Source organism: Acidimicrobiales bacterium (assembly GCA_041394245.1).
GTDB lineage: Bacteria > Actinomycetota > Acidimicrobiia > Acidimicrobiales > Aldehydirespiratoraceae > JAJRXC01.
On record JAWKIR010000002.1, the window covers coordinates 242,436 to 265,511 of the forward strand.

The 23,076-nt window shown below is 68.8% G+C and carries 17 protein-coding genes and 1 pseudogene; 7 read left to right on the forward strand and 11 right to left on the reverse strand.

Annotation, left to right across the window (positions count from 1 at the left end; translation table 11 throughout):
* The first annotated feature begins 2 nt into the window (after positions 1-2).
* Positions 3-1,121 carry an acyl-CoA dehydrogenase family protein gene (locus tag R2707_01335; GenBank protein ID MEZ5243711.1) on the forward strand — a complete coding sequence of 373 codons (1,119 nt, stop codon included), beginning with the start codon at positions 3-5 and terminating at the stop codon, positions 1,119-1,121.
* A gap of 84 nt (positions 1,122-1,205) precedes the next feature.
* Positions 1,206-7,304 (forward strand): alpha-2-macroglobulin family protein, encoded by a 6,099-nt coding sequence (locus R2707_01340; GenBank protein ID MEZ5243712.1) that lies wholly within the window; start codon positions 1,206-1,208, stop codon positions 7,302-7,304.
* A 55-nt stretch (positions 7,305-7,359) separates the two neighbouring features.
* Here R2707_01340 and R2707_01345 read toward each other — a convergent pair whose 3' ends face one another.
* Together R2707_01345 and R2707_01350 are read right to left on the reverse strand one after the other, a co-directional pair.
* Complete coding sequence (locus tag R2707_01345; protein MEZ5243713.1) at positions 7,360-8,022, reverse strand: glutathione S-transferase family protein; 663 nt, start codon at positions 8,020-8,022, stop codon at positions 7,360-7,362.
* Entirely contained in the window at positions 8,019-9,065 is a 1,047-nt protein-coding gene (locus tag R2707_01350) for a glutathione S-transferase family protein (GenBank protein MEZ5243714.1), read from the reverse strand. The genes R2707_01345 and R2707_01350 overlap by 4 nt, the downstream gene beginning before the upstream one ends.
* A gap of 70 nt (positions 9,066-9,135) precedes the next feature.
* On the opposite strand from R2707_01350, the gene xylA reads away from it, so the two are divergent.
* Both xylA and xylB read left to right on the forward strand, forming a co-directional pair.
* Positions 9,136-10,464 (forward strand): xylose isomerase, encoded by a 1,329-nt coding sequence (xylA, locus tag R2707_01355; GenBank protein ID MEZ5243715.1) that lies wholly within the window; start codon positions 9,136-9,138, stop codon positions 10,462-10,464.
* The gene (gene xylB, locus R2707_01360) at positions 10,464-11,834 is read left to right on the forward strand and encodes a xylulokinase (protein ID MEZ5243716.1); all 1,371 of its coding nucleotides are present in this window, start codon (positions 10,464-10,466) and stop codon (positions 11,832-11,834) included. The genes xylA and xylB overlap by 1 nt, the downstream gene beginning before the upstream one ends.
* On the opposite strand, the gene R2707_01365 is transcribed toward xylB, so the two are convergent.
* The 7 genes from R2707_01365 to R2707_01395 all read right to left on the reverse strand — a co-directional run bounded on the left by R2707_01365 (position 11,824) and on the right by R2707_01395 (position 19,317).
* Positions 11,824-13,281, reverse strand: coding sequence for a carboxypeptidase-like regulatory domain-containing protein (locus R2707_01365; GenBank protein ID MEZ5243717.1), 1,458 nt, complete (start codon positions 13,279-13,281; stop codon positions 11,824-11,826). The two genes, xylB and R2707_01365, sit on opposite strands and share 11 nt — an antisense overlap.
* Positions 13,282-13,378: 97 nt before the next feature.
* On the reverse strand, positions 13,379-14,506 hold the full coding sequence (locus R2707_01370; GenBank protein ID MEZ5243718.1) for an acyl-CoA dehydrogenase family protein: 1,128 nt from the start codon (positions 14,504-14,506) through the stop codon (positions 13,379-13,381).
* Positions 14,507-14,992, reverse strand: a complete 486-nt coding sequence (locus R2707_01375; GenBank protein ID MEZ5243719.1) for a hypothetical protein — start codon at positions 14,990-14,992, stop codon at positions 14,507-14,509.
* A complete protein-coding gene (locus R2707_01380; GenBank protein MEZ5243720.1) occupies positions 14,989-15,510 on the reverse strand; it encodes a MaoC family dehydratase N-terminal domain-containing protein in 522 nt (173 codons plus the stop codon). Before R2707_01380 ends, R2707_01375 begins: the two co-directional genes overlap by 4 nt.
* The gene (locus R2707_01385; GenBank protein ID MEZ5243721.1) at positions 15,507-16,673 is read right to left on the reverse strand and encodes a CaiB/BaiF CoA-transferase family protein; all 1,167 of its coding nucleotides are present in this window, start codon (positions 16,671-16,673) and stop codon (positions 15,507-15,509) included. The genes R2707_01380 and R2707_01385 overlap by 4 nt, the downstream gene beginning before the upstream one ends.
* A gap of 22 nt (positions 16,674-16,695) precedes the next feature.
* On the reverse strand, positions 16,696-17,916 hold the full coding sequence (locus R2707_01390; GenBank protein ID MEZ5243722.1) for an acyl-CoA dehydrogenase family protein: 1,221 nt from the start codon (positions 17,914-17,916) through the stop codon (positions 16,696-16,698).
* Positions 17,917-18,072: 156 nt separating this feature from the next.
* Positions 18,073-19,317 (reverse strand): CoA transferase, encoded by a 1,245-nt coding sequence (locus R2707_01395; protein MEZ5243723.1) that lies wholly within the window; start codon positions 19,315-19,317, stop codon positions 18,073-18,075.
* Positions 19,318-19,386: 69 nt separating this feature from the next.
* Here R2707_01395 and R2707_01400 point away from each other — a divergent pair, with 69 nt between their 5' ends.
* A complete protein-coding gene (locus R2707_01400; protein MEZ5243724.1) occupies positions 19,387-19,917 on the forward strand; it encodes a hypothetical protein in 531 nt (176 codons plus the stop codon).
* On the opposite strand, the pseudogene R2707_01405 reads toward R2707_01400, so the two are convergent.
* Positions 19,918-20,130: pseudogene (locus R2707_01405) on the reverse strand (Rdx family protein).
* Between the two features lie 73 nt (positions 20,131-20,203).
* On the reverse strand, positions 20,204-20,674 hold the full coding sequence (gene ybaK, locus R2707_01410) for a Cys-tRNA(Pro) deacylase (GenBank protein ID MEZ5243725.1): 471 nt from the start codon (positions 20,672-20,674) through the stop codon (positions 20,204-20,206).
* An 88-nt stretch (positions 20,675-20,762) separates the two neighbouring features.
* Here ybaK and tpx point away from each other — a divergent pair, with 88 nt between their 5' ends.
* Positions 20,763-21,260, forward strand: a complete 498-nt coding sequence (gene tpx / locus R2707_01415) for a thiol peroxidase (GenBank protein ID MEZ5243726.1) — start codon at positions 20,763-20,765, stop codon at positions 21,258-21,260.
* A gap of 58 nt (positions 21,261-21,318) precedes the next feature.
* Positions 21,319-23,064, forward strand: coding sequence for an HD-GYP domain-containing protein (locus R2707_01420; protein ID MEZ5243727.1), 1,746 nt, complete (start codon positions 21,319-21,321; stop codon positions 23,062-23,064).
* Positions 23,065-23,076: the final 12 nt, after the last annotated feature.

Genomic DNA, 23,076 nt, shown 5'->3' on the forward strand with positions numbered 1-23,076 from the left:
ACATGGACTTCAACCTGAATGACGAAGAGCAGGCGATCCACGACCTCGCCGAGCAGATCCTGGGCGACAAGTCGACCCACGAGCGGCTGCGGCAGCTGACCGCCGACGACGACCGAGTCGATGCCGAGGCGTGGGCCGCGCTGGCCGAGGCCGGCGTGCTCGGCGCCGCCATTCCCGAGGAATACGGCGGCATCGGGCTGGGCTATCTCGCCACCGCGATGGCGCTCCAGCAGGTCGGTGCCACCGCGTCGCCCGTGCCGTTGCTGTCGACCGCGGTCATGGGCGCGATGCCGATCGCCGAGTTCGGCACCGACGCCCAGAAGACCGCCTACCTCCCGTCGATCGCCGACGGGTCGCTGATCACCGGCGCCGGTCTCTACGAAGAGGGGACCGTGCCCTCCGAACCGGAGACCGTCGCGGTCGCCGACGGCGACGGTTACCGCCTCGACGGGGTCAAGCCCATGGTCGAGGCCGGTCTCGACGCCGGCCTGTTCCTGATCCCCGCCAGGATGGCCGATGGCTCGTGCGCGGTCTTCCTCGTGCCGGCCGATGCCGACGGGGTGTCGCTCACCCGGGTCGAGGTCACCACCCGTCGCCCGGTCGCTCGTGTCGAACTCTCCGGTGTCCGCGTCGGCGCCGACGCGCTCCTCGGCGACGGCACCACGCCGGGCGCCGACATCGTCCAGTGGATCGAACTCCGGGCACAGGCCGCGATGTGCATGATGATGGCCGGCGCGGCTCGGTCCTCGATCGAGTTGGCCGCGGCGTACACCAAGCAGCGCCAGCAGTTCGACCGTCCGATCGCGACGTTCCAGGCGGTCAGCAGTCGGGCCGGCGACAGCTACATCGACACCGAGGCGATCACCCTCACCGCCTGGCAGGCGGCGTGGCGCATCGATCAGGGCCTGCCGGCCGACGACGCGGTCGCCATCGCCAAGTGGTGGGCGGCCGACGGCGGGTTCCGGGTCGTGCATGCGGCCGTGCACGTGCACGGCGGCGTGGGCGTCGACCGCGACTACCCACTGCACCGCTACTTCCTCATGGCCCGCCAGCTCGAGTTGACGCTCGGCAACGGTGAGGAACAGCTCGCGGCGCTCGGTCGCTCCATCGCGGCCGGCTGAGCCCGGGCCGAAGGCCCGGGAACCAGACGCCGCCGCTCGACGTCGTAGTCTCGTCACCGTAGAGGTGGGGGAGGTTCGGCGCCCATGCGACGAAAGATCACACTGCTGTTGCTGGTGCTCGCGCTGATTGCGAGCGCCTGCTCCGGCGACGACGACGCCGGCCCCGACGAGGGCCCCGACGATTCGGGCCCGACCGACAACGGCGGACCGGCCGGTCGTGCGAACCGGACCGCGGGTCCGGTGACCGTGAGCCTCAGTCAGGGTGAGCGCAGCGGTGCAGCCGCCGACGAGCTCGTCGCCTACGTCGAAGGCGCACCGCTCGATGCCGCCGCGGTCGATCGGGTGCTCGATCGGCTGCCCGACTGGTCGGGCGACGATGCCGATCGGGTCGACTTCAACCGTCCGGCCGAGTCGCTCCGTCCGCCGGTGTCGGGTGACACGATCGACGTTCCCTTCCCGGCCGACGGCGGCGACCCGCCGCCCGCCGTCGACGACGGACCGCTCACCGTGCTGCGCCACCAACCCGACGGTGATGTGGGAATCGCTCCGTTCCTGAGCCTCACCTTCAGTCAGCCGATGATCGCGCTGGGCACGGTGGAGCAGACCGACGCGGCCGACATCCCCGTCACGATGACGCCAGAACTCGCGGGCCGCTGGCAGTGGATCGGCACGCGCACCCTGCGCTTCGAACACGACCCCGAGGTCTTCGATCGTCTCCCGATGGCCACGACCTACTCCGTGGTCGTCCCCGCGGGGACGGAGTCGGCCGCCGGTGGCGCACTCGCGGAGGACTACGAGTTCGCGTTCGCGACTCCGAGCGCCACCGTCCGGTCGTTGTCACCGAGCAACGACTCGCTCGAGCTCGAGCCGGTGTTCCTCGCGTCGTTCGATCAGCGGGTCGACCCCGACGCGATCCTCGGCGTGACCACCATGACGCTCGAGGGCCGGGAGGTCGCGATCAGGCTCGCATCGGACAACGAGATCGCCGGCGACGAGTTCGTGTCGGAGCGGATCGAACAGGCCGTCGAGGGCACCTGGGTCGCCTTCCGGGCCGTCGAGGCGTTCACCCCCGACTCGGCGATCCGCATCGAGATCGGCCCCGAGATCCCCTCGGTGGAAGGCCCTGACACCACCGACGAAGTGTTCACCGAGCAGGCCCGGACCTATGCGCCGCTGCGGGTCGACGACCAGTCGTGCCGACCGGGCGACGACTGTCAGCCCGACTGGGGCTTCTCCGTCTCGTTCAACAACGAGCTCGACCCCGACTCGCTCGATCCCGAGGATCTCCGGTTCGAGCCGGCGCTCCCCGGCGCGTACGTGCGGATCCAGGGCAACTGGATCGAGATCAACGGCCCGATCGTCGGTGGCACCGTCTACGAGATGACGGTGCCGGCCGCCCTGACCGACGTGTTCGGCCAGACGCTCGGCGACGACGAGGTGATCGAGTTCACCGTCGACGACGCGTACCCGTTCCTCGACTTCGATCGTGGCCGCCTGGCGACACTCGACCCGCTGGTGGACTCGCAGACCCTGCCGCTCCAGCTCCGCAACCACTCCGAGGTGCGGGTCCGGGCCTTCGCCGTCGACCCCTCGGACTGGGCCGACTATGTCGACTACTGGGACGACCGCTGGGACGACGACGGCTTCCCCGATCCTCCGTGGACCGAGATCTACGACGCGGTCCAGCAGACCGGCGCACCGGCCAACGAGCGGTTCGAGGCGCGGATCGACCTCGAGCCGGTGTTCGGCGGCGAGCCCGGCATGGCCGTGGTCGTCGTCGAAGCGGTCGGCGAGCTCGCGAACCTCGATCGCGACAACGACCGTCGCTACTGGGACAACCAGCCGGTGGTGCAGTGGGTGCAGTCGACTGCGCTCGGCGCCGACCTGATCGCCGACCAGGAGACCGGCTACGCCTGGGTGACCGACCTGACCACCGGCGCGCCGGTCGCCGGCGCATCGGTTGCCCCGGCGCCGATCTGGGCGACCACCGACCCGGTCGTCACCGGCGCCGACGGCCTCGCCACGCTCCCGCTGCCCGGATCCCGCGAGGATTCGGGCCCGCTCGTGGTCTCCCTCGGCGACGATATGGCGATCAGCGAGGCCTACGCGAGTGCCTCGCCCGCCACCGACCAGGCGCTCTGGTATGTCGTCGACGACCGCGGTCTCTACCGGCCCGGCGAGACGATCAGTGTCAAGGGCTGGGTCCGACTGCTCGACCTGTCCGACGATGCGACGATCGAGGAGTTCCCCGAGGGTGAGGCGTTCACCTATTCCGTCAAGGACGCGTTCGGCAACGAGATCGCGGCGGGCGATGTCGCCCTGAGTGCCACCGGTGGGTTCGACTTCACCGCCGACATCCCGCTCGGCGCCAACCTCGGCCAGGGCTGGATCGAGTTCGGTCATCCGTCGACGCCGCAACGCTTCGGCCACACCCACAACTTCGGGATCGAAGAGTTCCGGCGCCCGGAGTTCGAGGTGACGGCGCGGGCCGAGACGCCCGGACCCTACCTGGTCGACGATCCGGCGACGGTCGCCGTCGATGCGACCTATTTCTCCGGCGGACCACTGCCCGACGCGCCGGTCGACTGGTGGGTCGTGACCCGCCCCACGTCGTACTCGCCTCCGGGCTGGGGCGAGTTCACGTTCGGCGCGTGGATCCCGTGGTGGGATCGCAGCCCGTTCGGCGAGTATGCCTACGACGACGTTTGCTGTGGTGGCCCGGGCTTCGAGCCCGAGAGCTCGGCGGAGTCGTTCTCGGGGACCACCGATTCGACGGGCAGTCACTTCCTGCGCATGGACTTCGCGGGCGACGGCGAGGGCCGCCCGACCACGGTCAGCGCGACGGCCTCGGTGACCGACGTCAACCGCCAGACCTGGTCCTCGACCACCGACCTGCTCGTGCACGCCGCCGCGCTCTATGTCGGCATCCACGCCACGCGTCCGTTCGTGAAGGCCGGCGACCCGTTGCCGGTCGAGGTGATCGTGACCGACATCGACGGCGTCGCGGTGCCCGACCGGGTCGCCGACGTGGTCGCCGAACAGGTCCGCAGCGAGTACGTCGACGGCGAATGGACCGAGGTCGTGATCGACTCGGAGCCGTGCGAGATCACTTCGACCGACGCACCCGAGATCTGCACCTTCGCGATGGAGAACGGCGGCCGCTACCGGATCGCGGCCTCGGTCGTCGACGATGCCGGACGCGAGAGCCGCAGCGAGATGACGGTGTGGGTCAGCGGGGGCGAATCCCTGCCGAGCCGTCGGCTCGAGCTCCAGGAGGCCACCGTGGTCCCCGACCAGGACGCCTATGCAGCCGGGGACACCGCCGAGATCTTCGTCGGCTCGCCCTTCGGTGCGGCCCACGGGCTGATGACGATCAGCCGCAACGGGATCGAGGAGATCGTCCCGTTCGAGATCGAGGGGAGCGACACGATCCTCGAGATCGACATCCGCGACGAACACGTGCCGAGTCTGCGCATCGGCATCGAGCTGGTCGGCATCACCGACCGGGCCGCCGACGACGGCACGGTGCTCCCGGATGTGCCGCCGCGGCCGGCGTATGCCACCGGGGGAGTGGACCTCCGCGTCCCGCCCGCGAGCCGCACGCTCGCCGTGGAGGCGATCCCGGCCGACGACGTGGTCGAACCCGGCGCGTCGACGTCGGTGACCGTCGAGGTCACCGATGCCGCCGGCGACCCAGTGGAGGGCGCCGAGCTGCTGGTCGTCGCGGTCGACGAGGCAGTGCTGGCCCTCACCGGCTACGAGCTGCTCGACCCGCTCGACATCTTCTACCGCTCGCTCGGTGATCGCGACTCGGTGTCGCGGAGCCGCGACTCGATCCTGCTGGCCGATCCGCAGGCACTGGTCGACCTCGCCCGGCAGCTCGAGGAGACGGTGCAGACCTCGCTCGCGTCGCCGTTGCCGCAGGACGGGGCGACGGATGAGCTTGGTGACGATACGGCCGACAGCGACATGTCCGAGGCGGCTCGGGCTCCCGCTGCGCTGATCACCGCCTATGCGGTGGGTGGCGACGCGGCGCCGATCGAGGTCCGTTCGAACTTCGATGCGCTGGCGCTGTGGGATCCCGAGGTCACCACCGGTGCCGACGGGCGGGCGACGGTCGACTTCGACCTGCCCGACTCGCTCACCCGCTACCGGGTGATGGTCGTGGCCGTCGACGGGGTCGACCGTTTCGGCTCGGCCGAGTCGAACCTGACGGCGCAGCTCCCGCTCCAGGTGCGCCCGTCGGCGCCCCGATTCCTGAACTTCGGCGACGACTTCGAACTGCCGGTCGTGCTCCAGAACCTGACCGACGAGGCGATGGAGGTCGAGGTCGTCCTCCAGACCGCCAACCTCGAGATGACCGGACCGGCCGGCCAGTCGGTGACCGTGCCGGCCAACAACCGGGTCGAGGTGCGCTTCCCCGTCACCACCGAGTCGGCGGGCACCGCCCGTTTCCGGGCGGCGGCGGTCAGTGGTGACCATGCCGACGCGGCCACCATCTCGCTCCCCGTCTACACCCCGGCCACGGCCGAGGCGTTCGCGACCTATGGCGTGGTCGACAGTGGCTCGACCGGGAACGGCGCCACGATCCAGCCGGTGCTCGCCCCGGAGGGAGTCATTCCCCAGTTCGGCGGGCTGGAGGTGACGACCTCGTCGACCGCCGTGCAGGCCCTGACCGACGCCGTGTTGTATCTCGCGGAGTACGACTACACGAGTGCCGACGCCTACGCGTCACGCATCCTGGCGATTGCCGCCCTGCGCGACGTGCTCGAAGCCTTCGAGGCCGAGGGCATCCCGACGCCGACCGAGTTCGATCAGATCGTCGCCGACGACATCGCCTCGCTCGCGGCGCTGCAGAACTACGACGGTGGCTGGTCGACCTGGCGGCGCAACTTCGAGACGTCGCCCTACCGATCCGTGCACGTCATGCACGCGCTCTACGAGGCCAAGGCCAATGGCTACGCCGTGCCGGCCGGCGTCCTCGAACAGGGCCGCTCGTTCCTCCAGAACGTCGAGGGCTACATCCCGCAGGACTGGAGCGCCGAATCCCGCGACACGCTGATCGCCTACTCGCTGTTCGTGCGACGACTCGACGGTGATCTCGATCCGAACCGGGCCGACGAGATCTGGCGCCGTCACGGTCTCGACTTCGGGCTCGACGCGCTGGCCTGGCTGTGGCCGGTCATCGGCGACGAGGCGATCGCCACCGAGATCCGCCGCAACTTCTCGAATCGCGTGACCGAGACACCGAGCGCGGCGACGTTCACCACCGACTACACCGAGGACGCGTATCTGCTGCTGCAGTCGGATCGCCGCACCGACGGGATCGTTCTCGGCGCGATGCTGCTGATGGATCCGGACAACGACCTGATCCCGAAGATCGTGACCGGGCTCATCGGCAACCAGCGCCAGGGCCGCTGGAACAACTCCCAGGAGAACGCCTTCATCCTGCTGGCGCTCAACAACTACTTCGACACGTTCGAGGCGACGACGCCCGACTTCGTGGCCCGGGTCTGGCTCGGTGATCTCTACGCCGCCGAACACGTCTTCGAGGGACGCAGCGTCGACAGCCAGGAGACGGTCGTCCCGATGCAGGACCTCCTCGACCAGGGCGACACCGACCTCGTGGTCAGCAACGATGGCGTCGGCCGGCTCTACTACCGCCTCGGTCTGCGCTACGCGCCCGACGACTTCGACCTCGACCCCCTCGACCGCGGCTTCGTGGTCCAGCGCAGCTACGAGGGCGTCGACGACGAGGGCGATGTGTGGCTCGATGACGACGGGGTCTGGCACGTGAAGGCGGGGGCCGAGGTGCGGGTCAAGCTCACCATGGTCAACGATTCGCAACGCACCAACATGGCCCTGATCGACCCGTTGCCCGCCGGCCTCGAGCCCTCGAACCCGGCCCTCGCCGTGACCGCCGACCTCGGAGATCGCGGAGATCGCGACGTCGAGGCGGCGGCCGACAGCTGGTGGTACTGGACCTGGTACGACCACCAGAACCTGCGCGACGACCGAGCCGAGGCCTTCTCCGCCTACCTCTGGGCCGGCACCCACGAGTACAGCTACCTCGCGAGGGCCACCACACCCGGCACGTTCGTCGTACCCCCCACCAGGGCCGAGGAGATCTACGCCCCCGAGGTCTTCGGCCGTTCGGCTTCCGACCGCCTGATCATCGAGTGACCCGCCACACCGGTGTCAGACACCCGCTACGGCGGTGTCAGACACCTGCTTCAGATCAGGACGCCAGTCGGCGGGCCTTCCGGTGGCGACCGAGGTACTCCGCTTCCTGTTCGGCGGACCATGCGACGTGCCGCCCGCCGGGCAGGGCGAGGGTCGCGGCCCGGTGCCGTTCGACCTCGGTCGGCAACGAACGGTCGAACCCGAGGGCGATGAGCCCGGGCAGGCGCAGATAGACGGGGACGGCGATCGCCTCGGCCAGCGTCGGCTCCGGCCCTGCGAGCCACGGCGTCTCCCGCAGCCAACCGGCCATCTCGTCGAACGCCTCGGCCAGTCGACCGGCGGCGCGGTCGATCCGGTCGGGATCGACGCCGTAGGCGACCCCGCCCATGTTGCGCATGAGGGTCTCGTCGAGGTGGGCCACTCGCTCGAGCACCAGCGCCGCCCGGTCGGCGGGCAGCAGCGGGGGAGCGTCGACCCGTTCCTCGAGGAAGCGCAGGACGGGGATCGAGTCGGCGAGGTAGTCGCCGTCGACGCAGACCATCGGCACCTCGAGTCGGGGGCTGTGGGCGACGAACTCGTCGGGGAGGACGAAGCCCTCCGGTCGAACCGCCGACGGTGGGACCTCGACGAGTTCGTGGTCGATCCCTCGTTGCCCGAGCGCGAACGCGACCCGGTTCACATAGGGGCAGGTCCAGTGGCCGAAGAGCCGGACGCTCATGCGAAGAGTTGCTCGCAGCCCGTGCCGGCGAGCAGCCCATCGACCGCAGCCCGGTCGTCGGGCGCGAGGGCCCGGTACTCGTCGCGGAGCCAGTCGAGGCACTTGCGTTGGTAGCCGAACCGACCCTGCGAATAGGTGGCGCCGTCGATGGTGCACGACACCATCTCGTCGTCGTTCGCGAACGCGGCATGGTTGGCGACCATGAACGGCGCATAGGTGCGCCCCACCTCACCCAACAGCGCGACGGTGGTCGGGGGAATGGCGGCGCGGTCGCACCAGCTGTCATCGCCGTCGACGGCCAGACCGGACAGGTCCTCCATGCGCTCGACCCACACGACGGTCCGGCTGCTCTCCCGCACGGCGACGGCGACGGCCTCGGGGTCCCACCAGGTCAGCTGGGTCAGCTGACCGTAGAGCCCGAAGTCGGCCCGGGCCGGGCGGGGCCCGAACAGGTGGTCGTGCTCGTGCAGGTGGGCATCGAGCAGCCGCAGGAGGCGGACGTAGCTGTCCTCGATGATCGGCCGGTTCTCCTCGGTCGAACCCACGAGGGCCCGCCGGGAGATCTGCCGGTCGGTGATGAAGTCCTTGCCCGCGAGCCAGGCGTCGTCGGGGATGGTGAGGTCGGCCTGGAGCGGCAGCATGCGACCGGCCTTGTCGATGGCGGCCTCGTAGTACCAGCGGTAGTGGTACATCATCTTCGTGACCCATTCGTCGGCGAAGTCCTCGAGCAGGTAGTCGACGAAGGCGACCACCGGATCGGTGGGTACGAGGCTCCGGCCGTCGTACATCCCTTCGAGCCGCATGATCTGTGGGCTGCTGTCGGTCATGACCTCGGTGCACGTGCCGTCGGCGTCGACGAAGCCGATCACGGGGATCACCGGCACCTTCGGCTTCGGCAGGGCTCGCGCCTCGGGGCTGTTCTGGAGGACCCAGTCGAACGGGATGCGGCGGTACCGCAGGACGGCGCGCATCTTTCGCGAATACGGCGACGCCGGTGCGCCGATCACCTTCAGCGGTTGTGGCATGTGCTGCTCCCCGTCCATCGAACGTCCCTCAAACTATTGACACACTAACCGTCAATAGTTGCCCGGGAAAGATGACTAACTTCGCGCGATGGCAGAGTTCTTCACCGATGTCGACGCGATCACCTTTGCCGGGCCGGCAAGCGACGATCCGCTGACCTACCGCTGGTACGACAAGGATCGGGTGGTGGGCGACAAGACCATGGCCGAGCACCTGCGCCTGGCGGTGTGCTACTGGCACTCGTTCAACTGGCCGGGCAACGACGTGTTCGGCGAGGGCACGTTCGACCGGCCGTGGCTCGATCCCTCCCTCGATCCCGTGGCGGCGGCCCGGATGAAGATGGAAGCGGCGTTCGAGTTCGTCGAGAAGCTGGGTGTGCCCTTCTTCTCGTTCCACGACCACGACATGTCGCCCTACGGAGGCTCCTTCGCGGAGGAGACAGCCAACCTCCACATGTTGACCGACGAGGCGGTGGGCCACATGGAGCGCACGGGCATCAAGCTCTTGTGGGGCACGGCGCGGCTCTTCCATCATCCGCGCTACATGGCCGGCGCCGCCACCAACCCCGACCCCGACGTGTTCGCTCGGGCCGCAGCCCAGGTGGCGAACTGTCTCGAGGTCACCCACAAGATGGGCGGCGCCAACTATGTCCTCTGGGGCGGCCGCGAAGGCTACGAGACCCTGCTCAACACCGACCTTTCGCGCGAGATGGACCAGCTCGGCCGGTTCCTCACGATGGTCGTCGAGCACAAGCACGCGATCGGGTTCGAGGGAACCCTGCTGATCGAGCCCAAGCCCCAGGAACCGACCAAGCACCAATACGACTACGACACCGCCACCGTGTTCGGCTTCCTCCAGCGGTATGGCCTCGAGAACGAGATCAAGGTCAACATCGAGGTCAACCACGCAACCCTGTCGGGCCACGACTTCGCCCACGAGGTTGCCGTGGCCCGATCGTTGGGCATCTTCGGCTCGGTCGACGCCAACCGTGGCGACGATCGGCTCGGCTGGGACACCGACCAGTTCCCGAACTCGGTCGACGCTCTCGTGCCCGCGGTCTACGAGATCGTTCGAGGTGGTGGCTTCGACACCGGCGGGTTCATGTTCGACACCAAGTTGCGCCGCATGTCGATCGACCGATCCGACCTGTTCCACGGCCACGTGGGTGGCATCGACACCATCGCCAAGGCGTTCCTCGTCGCCCACGAGATGGTGGCCGACGGCGCGCTCGAGAGCCTGCGATCCGCCCGTTACGCGGGGTGGAGCGGCGAGGAAGGCCGGGCGATCCTCGCCGGTGCGCGGTCGCTCGACGACCTGCGGGCGCGGGTCACGGCGCAGGACCTGGATCCGGCGCCGGTGTCGGGAGCACAGGAAGCACTCGAGACGGTGGTCAACCGCTACATCGAGCGAGTGCACTGATGCCGCTGGTCGCCGGGGTCGATTCGTCGACCCAGTCGAAGAAGGTCGAGCTCCGCGACATAGACACCGGTGTGGTCGTCGCATCCGGCCGTGCCGCGCACCCGTCGACCGAGCCGCCGTGCAGCGAGCAGGACCCACGGGCCTGGTGGGGCGCCCTGGTCGAAGCCTTCGCGGCGACCGGCGACGCCCGCCGTGACGTGGTGGCACTCTCGGGTGCCGCCCAACAGCACGGCCTCGTGGTCCTCGGCCGTGACGGTGAGCCGCTCCGGGCGGCGAAGCTGTGGAACGACACCGAGTCTGCACCGCAGGCCGACCGGCTCGTGGAGGCGATCGGTGCAGACGCATGGGCCACCGCGTGCGGGTCGGTGCCGGTGGCGGCGTTCACGATCACGAAGCTGGCCTGGCTGGTCGAGACCCATCCCGACCTCGCGCCCGGAATCGATCGGGTGATGCTGCCGCACGACTACCTCACGTTGCGGCTGACCGGCGAGGCCGTGACCGATCGCGGCGACGCCTCCGGCGGTGGATGGTTCGACCGGGAGACCGGCGAGTACCGGGCCGACCTCCTCGGGCTCGTGGGCGGAAGGGACGACTGGGTATCGATCCTGCCGACGGTCCTCGGCCCCGACGAAGTGGCTGGTGTGTTGACCGCAACGGCGGCCGACGCACTCGGGCTTCGTCCGGGGATCACGGTCGGCCCCGGCACCGGCGACAACATGGCGGCGGCGCTCGGCCTCAGGCTTCGCCCCGGCGACGTCGCCATGTCGCTCGGCACCTCCGGCACCGTCTACGCGGTGTCGCCGGCTTCGACGAGCGACCCCTCCGGTACGGTCGCCGGGTTCTGCGATGCAGCGGGCGGCTACCTCCCGCTCGTGTGCACCCTCAACGCCACGAAGGTGACCGATACGGTGGCTCGCTGGCTGGGCCACAGCCGCGACGAGTTCGCAGGGCTCGCGCTGCGCTCCCCGTCGGGGGCGAACGGCGTGTCGCTCACGCCCTACTTCGACGGCGAACGCACACCGAACCGGCCCGACGCGACCGGCACCTTCGAAGGTCTCCGCAACACGACCGTCGCGGCCGACCTCGCCCGAGCGGCCCACGAGGGGGTCGTTCGCGGGCTGCTCCACGGTCTCGATGCGCTGACCGCGGCAGGGGCCGACACCTCCGGCACCCTCCACCTCATCGGTGGCGGTGCCAAGAGCCCGGCCTATCGGACGGTCGCCGCCGATCTGCTCGGCGCGGTCATCCGGGTCCCGGCCGACGACGAGACCGTGGCCGCGGGGGCCTGTGTGCAGGCCGCCCGCGTCCACGGCGGATCCGCCGCGGTCTCGTCATGGGATCTGCGCTCGGGAGTCGACGTCACTCCGTGATCGTGAACACTCCGAGCTCGGCGATGGTGCCCGACGGGGCGTCGTAGCGGGCGGCGACCGAACCGTCGATGAAGTAGGTCCAACCCTCGTCGGTCTGCATTGCGATGGTGTAGCGCCCGGGACGGAGCCCGACCACTTCGAAGCGTCCGGTCTCGTCGGTCGATGTCGTGGCCATGAAAGGGTCGTCGGCGCACGGCGTGTCGCCCTCGAACTCGTCGTCTTGTTCCTCGACACACACCTCGACCGTGATTCCCGCATAGGGAGTGCCGACGTCGTCCAGGACGAGCCCGGCGAGCCCGCTCCATTCCCGTGGTTCATCGCCGGGAAGGTCGGGACCGGCCCCGCTCACCGCGACGGCCCAGGTGTCGTTGTCGAGGAGCCCCGAGTTGTCGACCCGATAGGTCCGCACGTCGTCTTCGGTGACCACCGTCAGGCCGTACTCGGTCGCGAACCACTGCTGTCCGAGGTCATCGATCGCGACGCCACGCACGGTGTCGGACGACAGCCCGTCGGCGGAGGTGAACGGCGTCTGCGCCGCGCCCCGGTAGCTGACGACGCCGTTTCGGAAGGCCGGGATCAGCACCTCACCGTCGGCCGCTGCGAGATCGCGCGCACCGTTGAGGCTGGTCTCCTGCAGGGTCCACGCTCCGTCGACGAAGTTGGCGATACCGCGGAATCCGGCCGCAGCGTGGACGGTGTAGGAGCCGTCGGCGGCGACGTCGACATCGATCGCCGTCGGGCTGAGGCTCACATCGAAACCGGCGTTGTCCTCCCAGGCGGTCCAGGCCCCGTCGAATCGGGCGATGGACGAACCGGTGACGACCCACGCAGTGCCGTCGGGTGCCACGGCGACGTCCTTCACCGACTTCACGAAGTCGGTCGTGCCGAGAACCTCCTCGCTGTCCCACGAGGTCCAGGTCCCGTCCCTGACGACGGCGATCGATCCGAAGAAGCCGGCCCAGATGGCGTCGGCTCCGCAGGCCACCGCCTCCGGCCCGGTCACGGAGAAGTCGGCCGGGATCTCGGTCCAGCGGCCGTCGGCGTAGGTCGCGATCCCGTCGAGGGTGACCGCGACGACGGTGCCGTCGGCGCACACGTCGACGGACTGGACCCAGCTGTAGATCGGGGAATTGTCGCTGTCGAAGTTCTCCCAGGTGCCGTCGATCAGGCAGGAGAGTCCGAGTCGGGTTCCGACACAGGCAACGCCCGGGTCCGGCGAGGCGATCGCAGCGAATGCGGGTTCGGGCAGCGGCGGAATGGTCGTCGTGGTCGTCGTCGGTCCCGAATCGGCCGCCGGCGCGGCGGTGGAAGTCGGCGACGCGGCCGAGGTCGTCGTGGGATCGACGTCGCCGCCGGCGACGTCGCCGGCCGAGGGCCCGTCGCCGCACGCGGCGGCCAGGAGTGAGAGCCCGAGGGTCATGCTGATGATTCGGCTGAGTCTCGCCATGATCCGTCCTTTGTCGATCGATCCCTTGTCGATCGGTCCATTGTCGGGGGTCGACGCCGAAACAGGACGACTGCGCTGGTTCGCGGTTACACCCCGATCAGGCGAGCACGCTGTCGGCGATGCGATCCTCGCACGTCGCGATGTCCCACCAGCTGATCTGGAGTTGCTTGGCGCGGCGGAAGTACAGCTGGATGTCGTATTCGAGCGTGAACCCGACACCGCCGAAGACCTGCTGGGCCATGGCGGTGAGGTCGCGATACACCGTGCCGGTGAACAGTTTCGCCATCGGGGCGAGACGACTGATGTCGGCGCCGCGGGACTGCGCCCAGGCTGCTTCGTAGACGAGGATCTTGCCGCCGTCGAGTTCGGTACGGGCATCGGCGAGGTTGTGGGAGATCGCCTGGAACTCGGCAAGGGCCTTGTCGAACTGCTCGCGGTCCTTCGAGTACTGCGCTGTGATCTCGAGGGCGTAGTCGGCGCCGCCCATGGCCTGGGCCGATGCCAGGATGACGGCTTCGAGCATGACGTCGTCCCAGGTCGCCCAGCCCGATCCGGCGGCGCCGATGCGGTTGGCGACCGGTACCCGGACGTCGGCGAACTCGACGCGGTACTGCGTGTCGGAGGAGATCGACATCCGTTGCTCGAGGGTGACGCCGGGGGTCGCGGTGGGCACCAGGAAGAGGTCGACATCGGTCGGGGCATCGCCGGTGCGGGCGAGCACGAGCAGCTGATCCGCCGCCGCGGCGAAATAGACGTGCATCTTCGAGCCGTTGAGCACGACGTCATCGCCGTCGATGGTCGCCGTGGCCTGCACGCCCTTCGGCGAGTAACCGTTCTCGGGCTCGAGCCAGGCCGGGGTGATGATGGTCTCGCCGCCGGCCAGACCGGGAAGGAGCGCCGCCTTCTGTTCGTCGCTGCCGCCCGCGAGGATCGCCCCCGCACTGAGCACGCAGCTGACGAAGTGTGGGACCGGGGCCAGCGAGCGTCCGAGCTCTTCGTAGACGACCACGCCCTCGATGAGGCTCATACCGGATCCGCCGAACTCCTCGGGGAGCATCAGCCCGGTGATGCCGAGTTCGCCGAGCTGCTCCCACAGTTCACGGGCGATGCCGTCGGGATCGTCCTCCAGCTCGCGGACCTTCTCGAGCGGCGACAACTGGGCGCACACGCCGCGCACCATGTCGCGCAGCATGTCCTGTTCTTCGGAGAAATCGAGGTTCAGCATCTAAGGGGTCCAGTTCTGGCCCTTGCGGGCCCACGGGTTGTCGGTTTCGTCGGTCGGGATGGCCACTCGGGCGGTGCACGTGCAGCACAGCCGCTCGGCCTCGCCGGGATTCTCCACGGCGACGGTGATGTCGAGGTCGGCCCAGGCGCAGCCGGCATCGTCGGCGCTCACCGCGGTGACCGCGCCGCGAAAGACCATGCGGTCGTCGGGGAACACGGAGTCGCGCATCCGGAAGGTCATCCGGCCGATGCGACCGCGGGGTCCGGTCCAGTCGGTGATGAAGCGTTCGAACCAGGCGGCCAGGTTCGGTGTGTTGAGGAAGATGTCCTGCGTTCCGTTGCGCTCGGTGGCGAACTTGTAGTCGTGGTGCATCGGTCGCCAGTCGCGGCTCGCCAGGGCGCCCAACACGACGGTGGTGGCCGTCACGTCGTAGGCGAGCTCGGGGAGCGTCTGGCCGACTGCGACCTGGTCGATGGTGCGCGTCACTGGCCCGCCTCCTCGTGGCGTCGGTACCCGAACCCGGTGTAGCTCTCGATACCGACCAGCACACCGTCCTGGTTGGTGTAGACGATGTCGATCGACCAGAAGCGGCCGGTGCCGAGTTTCGTGGTCTTCGGCTCGCTCACGGAGCGCAGCACCTGGTGGTGGGAGATGACGTCGCCCGGCCGCACCGGTTCGTGAAGGATGAGCGTGTTGTCGCTCATGATGGCCTCGGGAAGGTCGAGCATCGCCTTGAGGTCGAAGTGGACCTTCAGCGCGACCTGCTCTTCCTCGGCACCGGGCTCCCAACGATGGGGTCGCATCCAGAGCGAGAGCGTGGTGGGGGGCACGGTCATGCCGTCGGTCAGCTCATCGGCGACGGCGGGATCCCAGTACAGCGGGTTGCCGTTCTCGGTGGCGGACAGCGTGTTGTAGCTGTAGCCGAGCTCGACCGGGAAGCTGGCCGTGACCGGGTACTGGGGCGTGTCGATCAGCTCCGCGATCGCGGCGGGAAGATCGCTCATGCGATGACTCCGTTCTGCAACAGTTCGTCGATGGCCGCCGGCTCGTAGCCGGCCTGGGCCAGGAGTTCGGCGGTGTCGGTGGCGGCGCCGTCGCGCACCGGGTAGGGCCCGTCGGGTTGGGTGGTGCCGGCCCAGACCGGGCCGGTCTGGCGGAAGACGCCCTCGGTCGCGTGCTCGGCCTCGACGACCATGCCGCGGGCAACGTACTGGGCGTCGTCGACCGCTTCGGCAACGGTGTTGACCGGTGCCACACAGCAGTCGGCCGGGCCGAGGCGGTCGGCCCACTCGTCGCGGGTCTTCGTGGCGAAGACGGCGGCGAACGCGGCGCGGATCTCGTCCTGGAGCGCATCCTCCATCTGGGCATCGTCGTACTGCTCCAGACCGAGCTCTCGGCAGAGGTTGCGCCAGAACGCCGGTTCGATCGCGCCCACGGAAAGATGGCGACCGTCGGCGCAGGTGTAGATCTCGTAGCAGGCGTAACGCCCGGTGAGGATGTAGTGGCCGGGGCCGGGCTCGGTGCCGGTGGCCAGGTACTCGTCGACATAGAGCGACATCAACCCGAAGGCACCGTCGGCGATGGAGACGTCGAGGAGTTCGCCCACGCCGGTGCGCTCACGGCGTAGCAGGGCCGCCATGATCGCCATCACGGCGTGCATGCCGCCGGCGGCGATGTCGGCGACAGTGGCGCCCGGCAGGGGAGGGGAGCCGTCGGCCCGCCGGCCGGTGCAGTCGAGATAGCCCGAGACGGCGAGATAGTTGACGTCGTGGCCGGCCCACCCTGACTGGGGCCCGCTCTGGCCGAAACCGCTGGTCGAGCAGTAGACGATCTTCTCGTTGACGGCGCGGGTGGCTTCGTAGCCGATTCCGAGACGGTCGACGACGCCGGGTCGGAAGCTCTCCAACACCACGTCGGCGTCTCTCGCGAGGGCCAGGTACGCCTCGCGGCCCGCTTCGGCCTTGAGGTCGAGCAGTCCCCGCCGCATGAGTCGGTGGCCGCTGTAGGCGTAGTAGGGCGGGACGATCTGCTTGGCGCCGTCCTTCGGGGTCGGGCCGAGCTTGACGACCTCCGCCCCGTAGTCCGACAGCATGCGTGACGCGCGGGCGCCGGGGCCGACCGACGCGAAGTCGAGGACGCGGATGCCGTCGAGGGCGGGAGTCGTCATGGCCAGAACTGTGCCGTCGGTCTCAGAAGTTCTTCGGCAGGCCCATGGCCCGGCGGGCGATGATGTTCTTCTGGATCTCCGAGGAGCCGCCGCCGATGGTGTCGATCACCGTGTAGCGGTAGGTCGACTCGGAACGGCCCTTCATCGGGGCGTCCTCGGTCTTGACCCGCAGCTGTGAGCCGGGGCCGCCGATGTCCATCGCCGCGTCGGCGAGGCGCTTCGAGAGTTCGGTCGCGAAGAGCTTGTACTCGGATGCCTCGACCGTCGGCGGCTGGTAGGGCTTGCCCGCCTTCACCAGGTACTCGACCTTGACGGCCTCGGCCACGAACTTGAGACCCATGACGCGGGCGACCTCGGCTTCGGTGTGGAGCCGGGCGAGTCGGGCGCGCACCTTGGGGTCGTCGCGGAGGGGTTCGCCGTCTCTCACTGCGGTCTTCACGTAGTCGGTGAGGAGCTCGAGCCGCTGGAGGATCGGCGACATCGTGAACATCGTGAAGCGTTCGAGATCGAGGGCCTGGCTGATGTAGCGAAAGCCGTAGTTGACCTGACCGACCACATAGTCGTCCGACACGAACACGTCGTCGAACCAGACCTCGTTGGTCCGCTCGTCGCCCATCGTCCAGATCCCGTTGATGGTGATGCCCTCTTGATCGAGGGGCACGAGCATGAGCGTGATGCCCATGTGCTTGTTGTCGGGATCGGTGCGGGCGCCCACCCAGTACCACTCGGCGAAGTGGGCCGACGTCGTCCAGGTCTTCTGGCCGTTGAGCAGCCAGCCGTCTTCACCGGCATCGCTGGTGACCCGTTCGGCCTTGAGTCGCATGGACGCGGCGTCGGACCCGGCGTTGGGTTCGGAGTAGCCGACGGCGAACTCGACGTCGTTCTCCAGGATCTTCGGCAGGAACTCGTCCTTCAGCTTCTGCGAGCCGTGGGCGATCAGCGTCTTGCCGATGATGCCGACGCCCTTGCCGATCTGGGGGCCGCCGCGGCCGGCCAGCTGCTCGTTGAGGATGTATTCGTAGACGCCTTCACCGTCGGTGCCGCCGTACTCCTCGGGCCACGTGATGCCCAACCAGCCCTTGTGCCCGAGCGACTTCATGAACGCCCGCCGCTTCGGGGTGTCGACGATCTGCGCCATGTTCTCCCTGGTCACGTCGAAGACGTCGGGATCGTCGTTGGCGTCGAGGAACTCCTTCACGTCGATCGCGAACTGCTGTTGTTCAGGAGTGAACTCGAAATCCATGCGAAGCCTCTGGTCGGATCTGACGGACCGTCAGATCGTAGACCCCCGCATTTCTGACGGCGAAGTCGCGCAATCCGCGACTCCGGGATCACAGAAGCCGGGTGGGGTGGGGTGGGGGTGGGGGTGGGGTGGGGGTGGGGTGGGGGTGGGGTGGGGTCAGGTGGTGATGCCGGCGGCGCGCAGGGCCGCGAGGCGGTCGGCGTCGAGGCCGAGCTCTTCTGCGAGCACCTCGTCGGTGTGCTCGCCGAGCCAGGGGACGCGGGTCTCCGGGCCCTCCTGGGTGCGCGACATCTTGACCGGGTTGCCAGGCACGAGCACCGGATCGCCGCCGTCGTCGCGGGGCATCTCGACGAGCATGTGGCGCACGGCGACGTGTTCGTCCTCGACGATCTCCCTGCTCGAGTTCGATTCACCGGCGGCGATCCCCTCACCCGACAGGATCGCCACTGCCTCCCGATTCGACTTGTCGGCCGCCCAGCGTTCCACGCCGGGGCGGATGACCGTGTCGAAATGCTCCGCCCAGCCGGCGCGGCTGGCGAAGCGGGGGTCGGACAGCCATTCGGCGTTGCCGGTCAGTTCGGCGACCTTCTCGAAATGGTGTTCGCGCACGATCTGGAGCACGAAGTTGCCTTCGCCGGCCTCGAACGTCTCCACGATGCCGACCCCCGACGACGCTTCGTCGGGAATCCCCATCGAGTAGAAGTTGCTGACGATGTCGGTCATGGCCATGGTCGCATCGAGCATTGCGATGTCGATGTACTGGCCGTGTCCGGTCATGTCGCGATGGCGCAATGCGGCGAGGATCCCGATCACACCGAACAGCGCGCTGCTGATGTCGCCCAGCGCGCCGACGGGATTGGCCATCGGTCGACGGCCGGGTCGGCGCTTGTACTCGTAGATGCCCGACATGCCCTCGACGACGGCGGCATAGGCGGCGCGGTGCATGTAGGGCGACGCCGGGTCGTTGCCGAAACCCGACACCGACAGATACACGACCTCGGGATGACGAGCCGAGACGGCCTCGTAGCCGATACCGAGCCGGTCGGCGGTACCGGCCTTGAAGTTCTCGCACACGATGTCGAACCTGGGGGCGAGGTCGAGGAAGAGTTCCACTCCCTCGGGTGCCTTCAGATCGATGGCGACACTTCGCTTGTTGAAGTTGTTGCGCAGGAACGTGGCGCCGACCTTGCGACCCTGAGGGTCCTCGATGAACGGTACCGATCCGCGGCCGCTGTCGCCCGTGGTCGGATGTTCGACCTTCACGACGTCGGCGCCGAGTCGAGCGAGGAGCTGTGTGGCGTAGGGGAGCGCGGCCATCTGCTCGGCGGCGAGGATGCGCACACCCGCGAGCGGCTGGGGCTGACCTGGGTCTTGCGGGTTCACGATGTCTCCGAGGCGCATGGGATCAGTCTGGACGCAACCGGCGTGTGCGTGCACACCGAGCGGCGGCACCGCTACCGTGCTGGCTCGATGGACATCGGGGGAGAGGCCTACCGCCACCGTGGTGGGGTCCATGCGATTCCGGTGGCCGACGTCGCCGGGACGCTGGTCCTGTGCGGCCTCGACGCGATCGGCCCGGATCCAGCCGGCCTGCTGGCCGTCGTCCGCGGTGACGTCGCCGTCTGCCTGCAGACCGACGACGAACTGCTGCGCCGCTACCCCGACTATCCGGAGTGGTTGGCGTCGCCCGATCCGCACGAGGCGTTGCGCCTGCCGACGCTGGATCACATGGTGGCCGACGACGAGGCGGTGATCGATCTCGTGATCGACATCCATCGCCGACTCGGAGCTGGCCAGCGGGTGGTGGTGCACTGCGGCGCGGGTTGGGGTCGGGCCGGGGTCATCGCAACCCTCGTGATGTGCACCGCCGGTGCCGAGGTCGCCACTGCGCTGCGCGACCTTCGCGCCGCCCGACCCGCCGCAGGGCCCCAATCGGCGGATCAGGACTCTCAGGTCGAACGGCTGGCCGTCCGCCTGCGCACTCCCGACGGTCGGCGCTGATCAGGCGTCGCCGTAGCGGGCGATGTCGCCGACCACCGCAGTGAAGCGTTCGAGCACCTCGCCGGGTTCGGCGTGCCGTCCGGTCTCGGCCTTCGAATAGATCAGCTCACCGTCGACCACGACGTCGTAGACGCCCTTCGTGCCGGTGCGCAGGGTCAACGAGTCGATGACGTGCTGGTAGTTCGAGAGAAGATCGGCGGCCGCGCGCACGGCGCGGCTCGAATAGTCTCAAGGGACGCAGTAGGTGATCTCGATCGTGTGGGCCATGCTCCGAGGCTACCCGCGCTCACCAGACCGCGATCGGAGCGAACGTCGCCCCCAGCGCGGCCACGAAGGCCGACGGCGCAACGCCGACCTCGAGCCCGCGTCGTCCGCCGCTGCAGTGCACGATCTCCAGCGCGGTCGCCCACTCGTCCACGAAGGTCGCCGACGGCTGCTTCTGGCCGAACGGGCTGATGCCCCCGATGACGTAGCCGGTGCGCCGTTCGGCGACTGCGGGTTCGGTCATCACGGCCTTCTTCGCGCCGGCCGCCGCGGCGATCGCCTTGAGGTCGAGCCGCGCCCCGACCGGGACGATGCCGACCGCGTGCGTTCCGTCGTCGAGCGTGACGAGGAGCGTCTTGAAGACCGAGGTTGCATCGACGCCGAGCGCTTCGGCCGCTTCTGCTCCGTACGACGGGTGAGCAGGATCGTGCTCGTACTCGTCGATCGAGTGGGCGATGCCGAGACTGCGCAGCAGGTCGATCGCGGGCGTCATCTCCTCATGGTGCCAAGCGATCGTGCCAAGTGGGTTGCTCCAGTGTTAGAAAACTCTTCGCTCGACCCCCGACCAACAGGAGCACGACATGGCCGAGATCACCCTCGGAGGCAACCCGATCCACACCAACGGCGATCTGCCGGCGGTGGGGAGCCCGGCACCCGCCTACACACTGACCAAGGCCGACTTCAGCACGGTCTCGTCGGCCGATCTGGCCGGTCAGCAGGTGATCCTCAACATCTTCCCGTCGATCGACACCGGCGTGTGCGCGACGAGTGTTCGCACCTTCAACGAGCGCGCCGCCGGGCTCGACGCGACCGTGCTGTGCGTGTCGGCCGACCTCCCGCCGGCGGCAGGACGCTTCTGCGGCGCCGAGGGCATCGACAACGTTTCGACCGGTTCGACGTTCAAGAACCCCGAGGTGCTCGACGCCTTCGGTGTGCGCATGACCGACGGCAAGCTCGAGGGTTTGGCTGCCCGGGCAGTGGTCGTGATCGGTGCCGACGGCAACGTCGCCCATGCCGAGCTCGTCCCCGAGATCGCCCAGGAACCCGACTACGACGCGGCGATCAGCGCCCTCTCGTAGGGACCCGGGCCGTTCTCCCCACTCATTCCGGGGTCGGAGCGGCCGATACCAGAGGGGTATGAGCGCCCCTCCGAGGACCTCTGCGACCGGCGGGTCCGCCGAGTCGCAGGCCGCGTCGCTGGACGAACGCGCCTGGACGGCCCGCCCGGGGTTGGCACGCCTGTTGCGGTTCGTGATGTTCGTCGGGCCGATGGTGGGCGGATTCGTGGCCGTCGGGGCAGCAATGCGCATCGTCGATCGGCCCGACGGACTCGTGCCCTCTTCGGTCTGGCTGGTGCTTCTGATCGGGGTGTCGGCGGCGGGTGCCCACGTCGTCCAGACGATGACCATGCGGTTGGCGCCGCTGACGACGCTGTTCAAGTTGTCGCTCGTCTTCCCCGACGAAGCGCCGTCACGGTTCTCGGTCGCGCTTCGAGGTGGGACCTCACGCCGGCTGCAGGAGCGAACGACGTCGGCGGGACCGGAGCAGGTCGCCGCGGAGCACCTGCTGGCGCTGGTCGCCGATCTCGCCGGCCACGACCGATCGACTCGTGGTCACTCGGAACGGGTTCGGGCCTACTCCGTGATGTTGGGCGAACAGATCGGCCTCTCCAAGGCCGACCTCGACAAGCTGAACTGGGCGGCGCTCATCCACGACGTCGGGAAGCTCCACGTTCCCCCGGAGATCCTGAACAAGCCGGGACGGCCCACCGACGACGAATGGACGCTCCTGCGTGGCCATCCGGGCGCTGCCGCGCAACACGTCGAGGCGCTTCGTCCGTGGCTCGGCGATTGGGTCGATGCGGCGATGCAGCATCACGAGCGCGTTGACGGCGGCGGGTATCCCGCGGGATTGCGAGGCGAGGAGATCAGCCTGGCCGGGCGGCTCGTGGCGATCGCCGACGCGTTCGACGTGATGACGGCGCCACGGTCCTACAAGGTGCCGCTGCCGCACGAGCAGGCGCGGGCCGAACTCCTCCGGTGCGCCGGTAGCCAGTTCGATCCGGTGCTGGTCCGTTCCTTCCTGCGAATCTCGCTGGGTCGTACTCGATGGACCGCGGGTCCGCTGGGCTGGCTCTCCCATTTCCCCGAGATCGTCCGGACGCCGCTCGTCGCCGCGGCGTCGACGGGTCAGGTCGCCGTTGCCGCCGCGGCTGTGACGGTTGCCGCTGCGACCGGCGTGGTGCCGTCCTCGTCCCCGGCGCCCTCGCAGCCGGCGGCGGAACGCGTCGTCGAGGAGTCCCTCGCCATCGATTCGGCGATGCCCTCGGACGAGGGTCGACCGGTTGGGGTGGTGACGACGACATCGATCGAGTCGTCGGAGGCCCCAGACGCGATCCAGCCCGAGGTGGACGTGGACGACGCTGCGTCGGTGCCGGCGACCACCGAATCGACACCGTCGTCCGGCCCGGTCGATACCCCGGACGAATCGACCACGACGCTGCCCGGTTCGTCGACCACCACCCCGACGACCACCACCACCACGACCACCACGACCACCACGACCACCACGACCACCACGACCACCACGACCACGACCGCGCCGATGGTGCTCGCGGCGGACGACGCCTATGCGATCACCAAGATCACGACGACGCTGCGCGTGCTGGACAACGACGACTTCGGGTCGGGAAGCGCCGACGTCTTGACGCTCGAGGTCAGTGGAGGGGTCCACCACGGTGTTGTCACCGTCGTCGGCCGCAACCTCATGTATGTCGTCAATGACGGTGAGACGACCGGTCTCGAGTCGTTCTCCTACTCGATCTGCGCCGTCGGGGGTGGCTGCGACACCGCGGCGGTGACCCTCACGGTCGACCTCGACTGAGGCGACACGAGT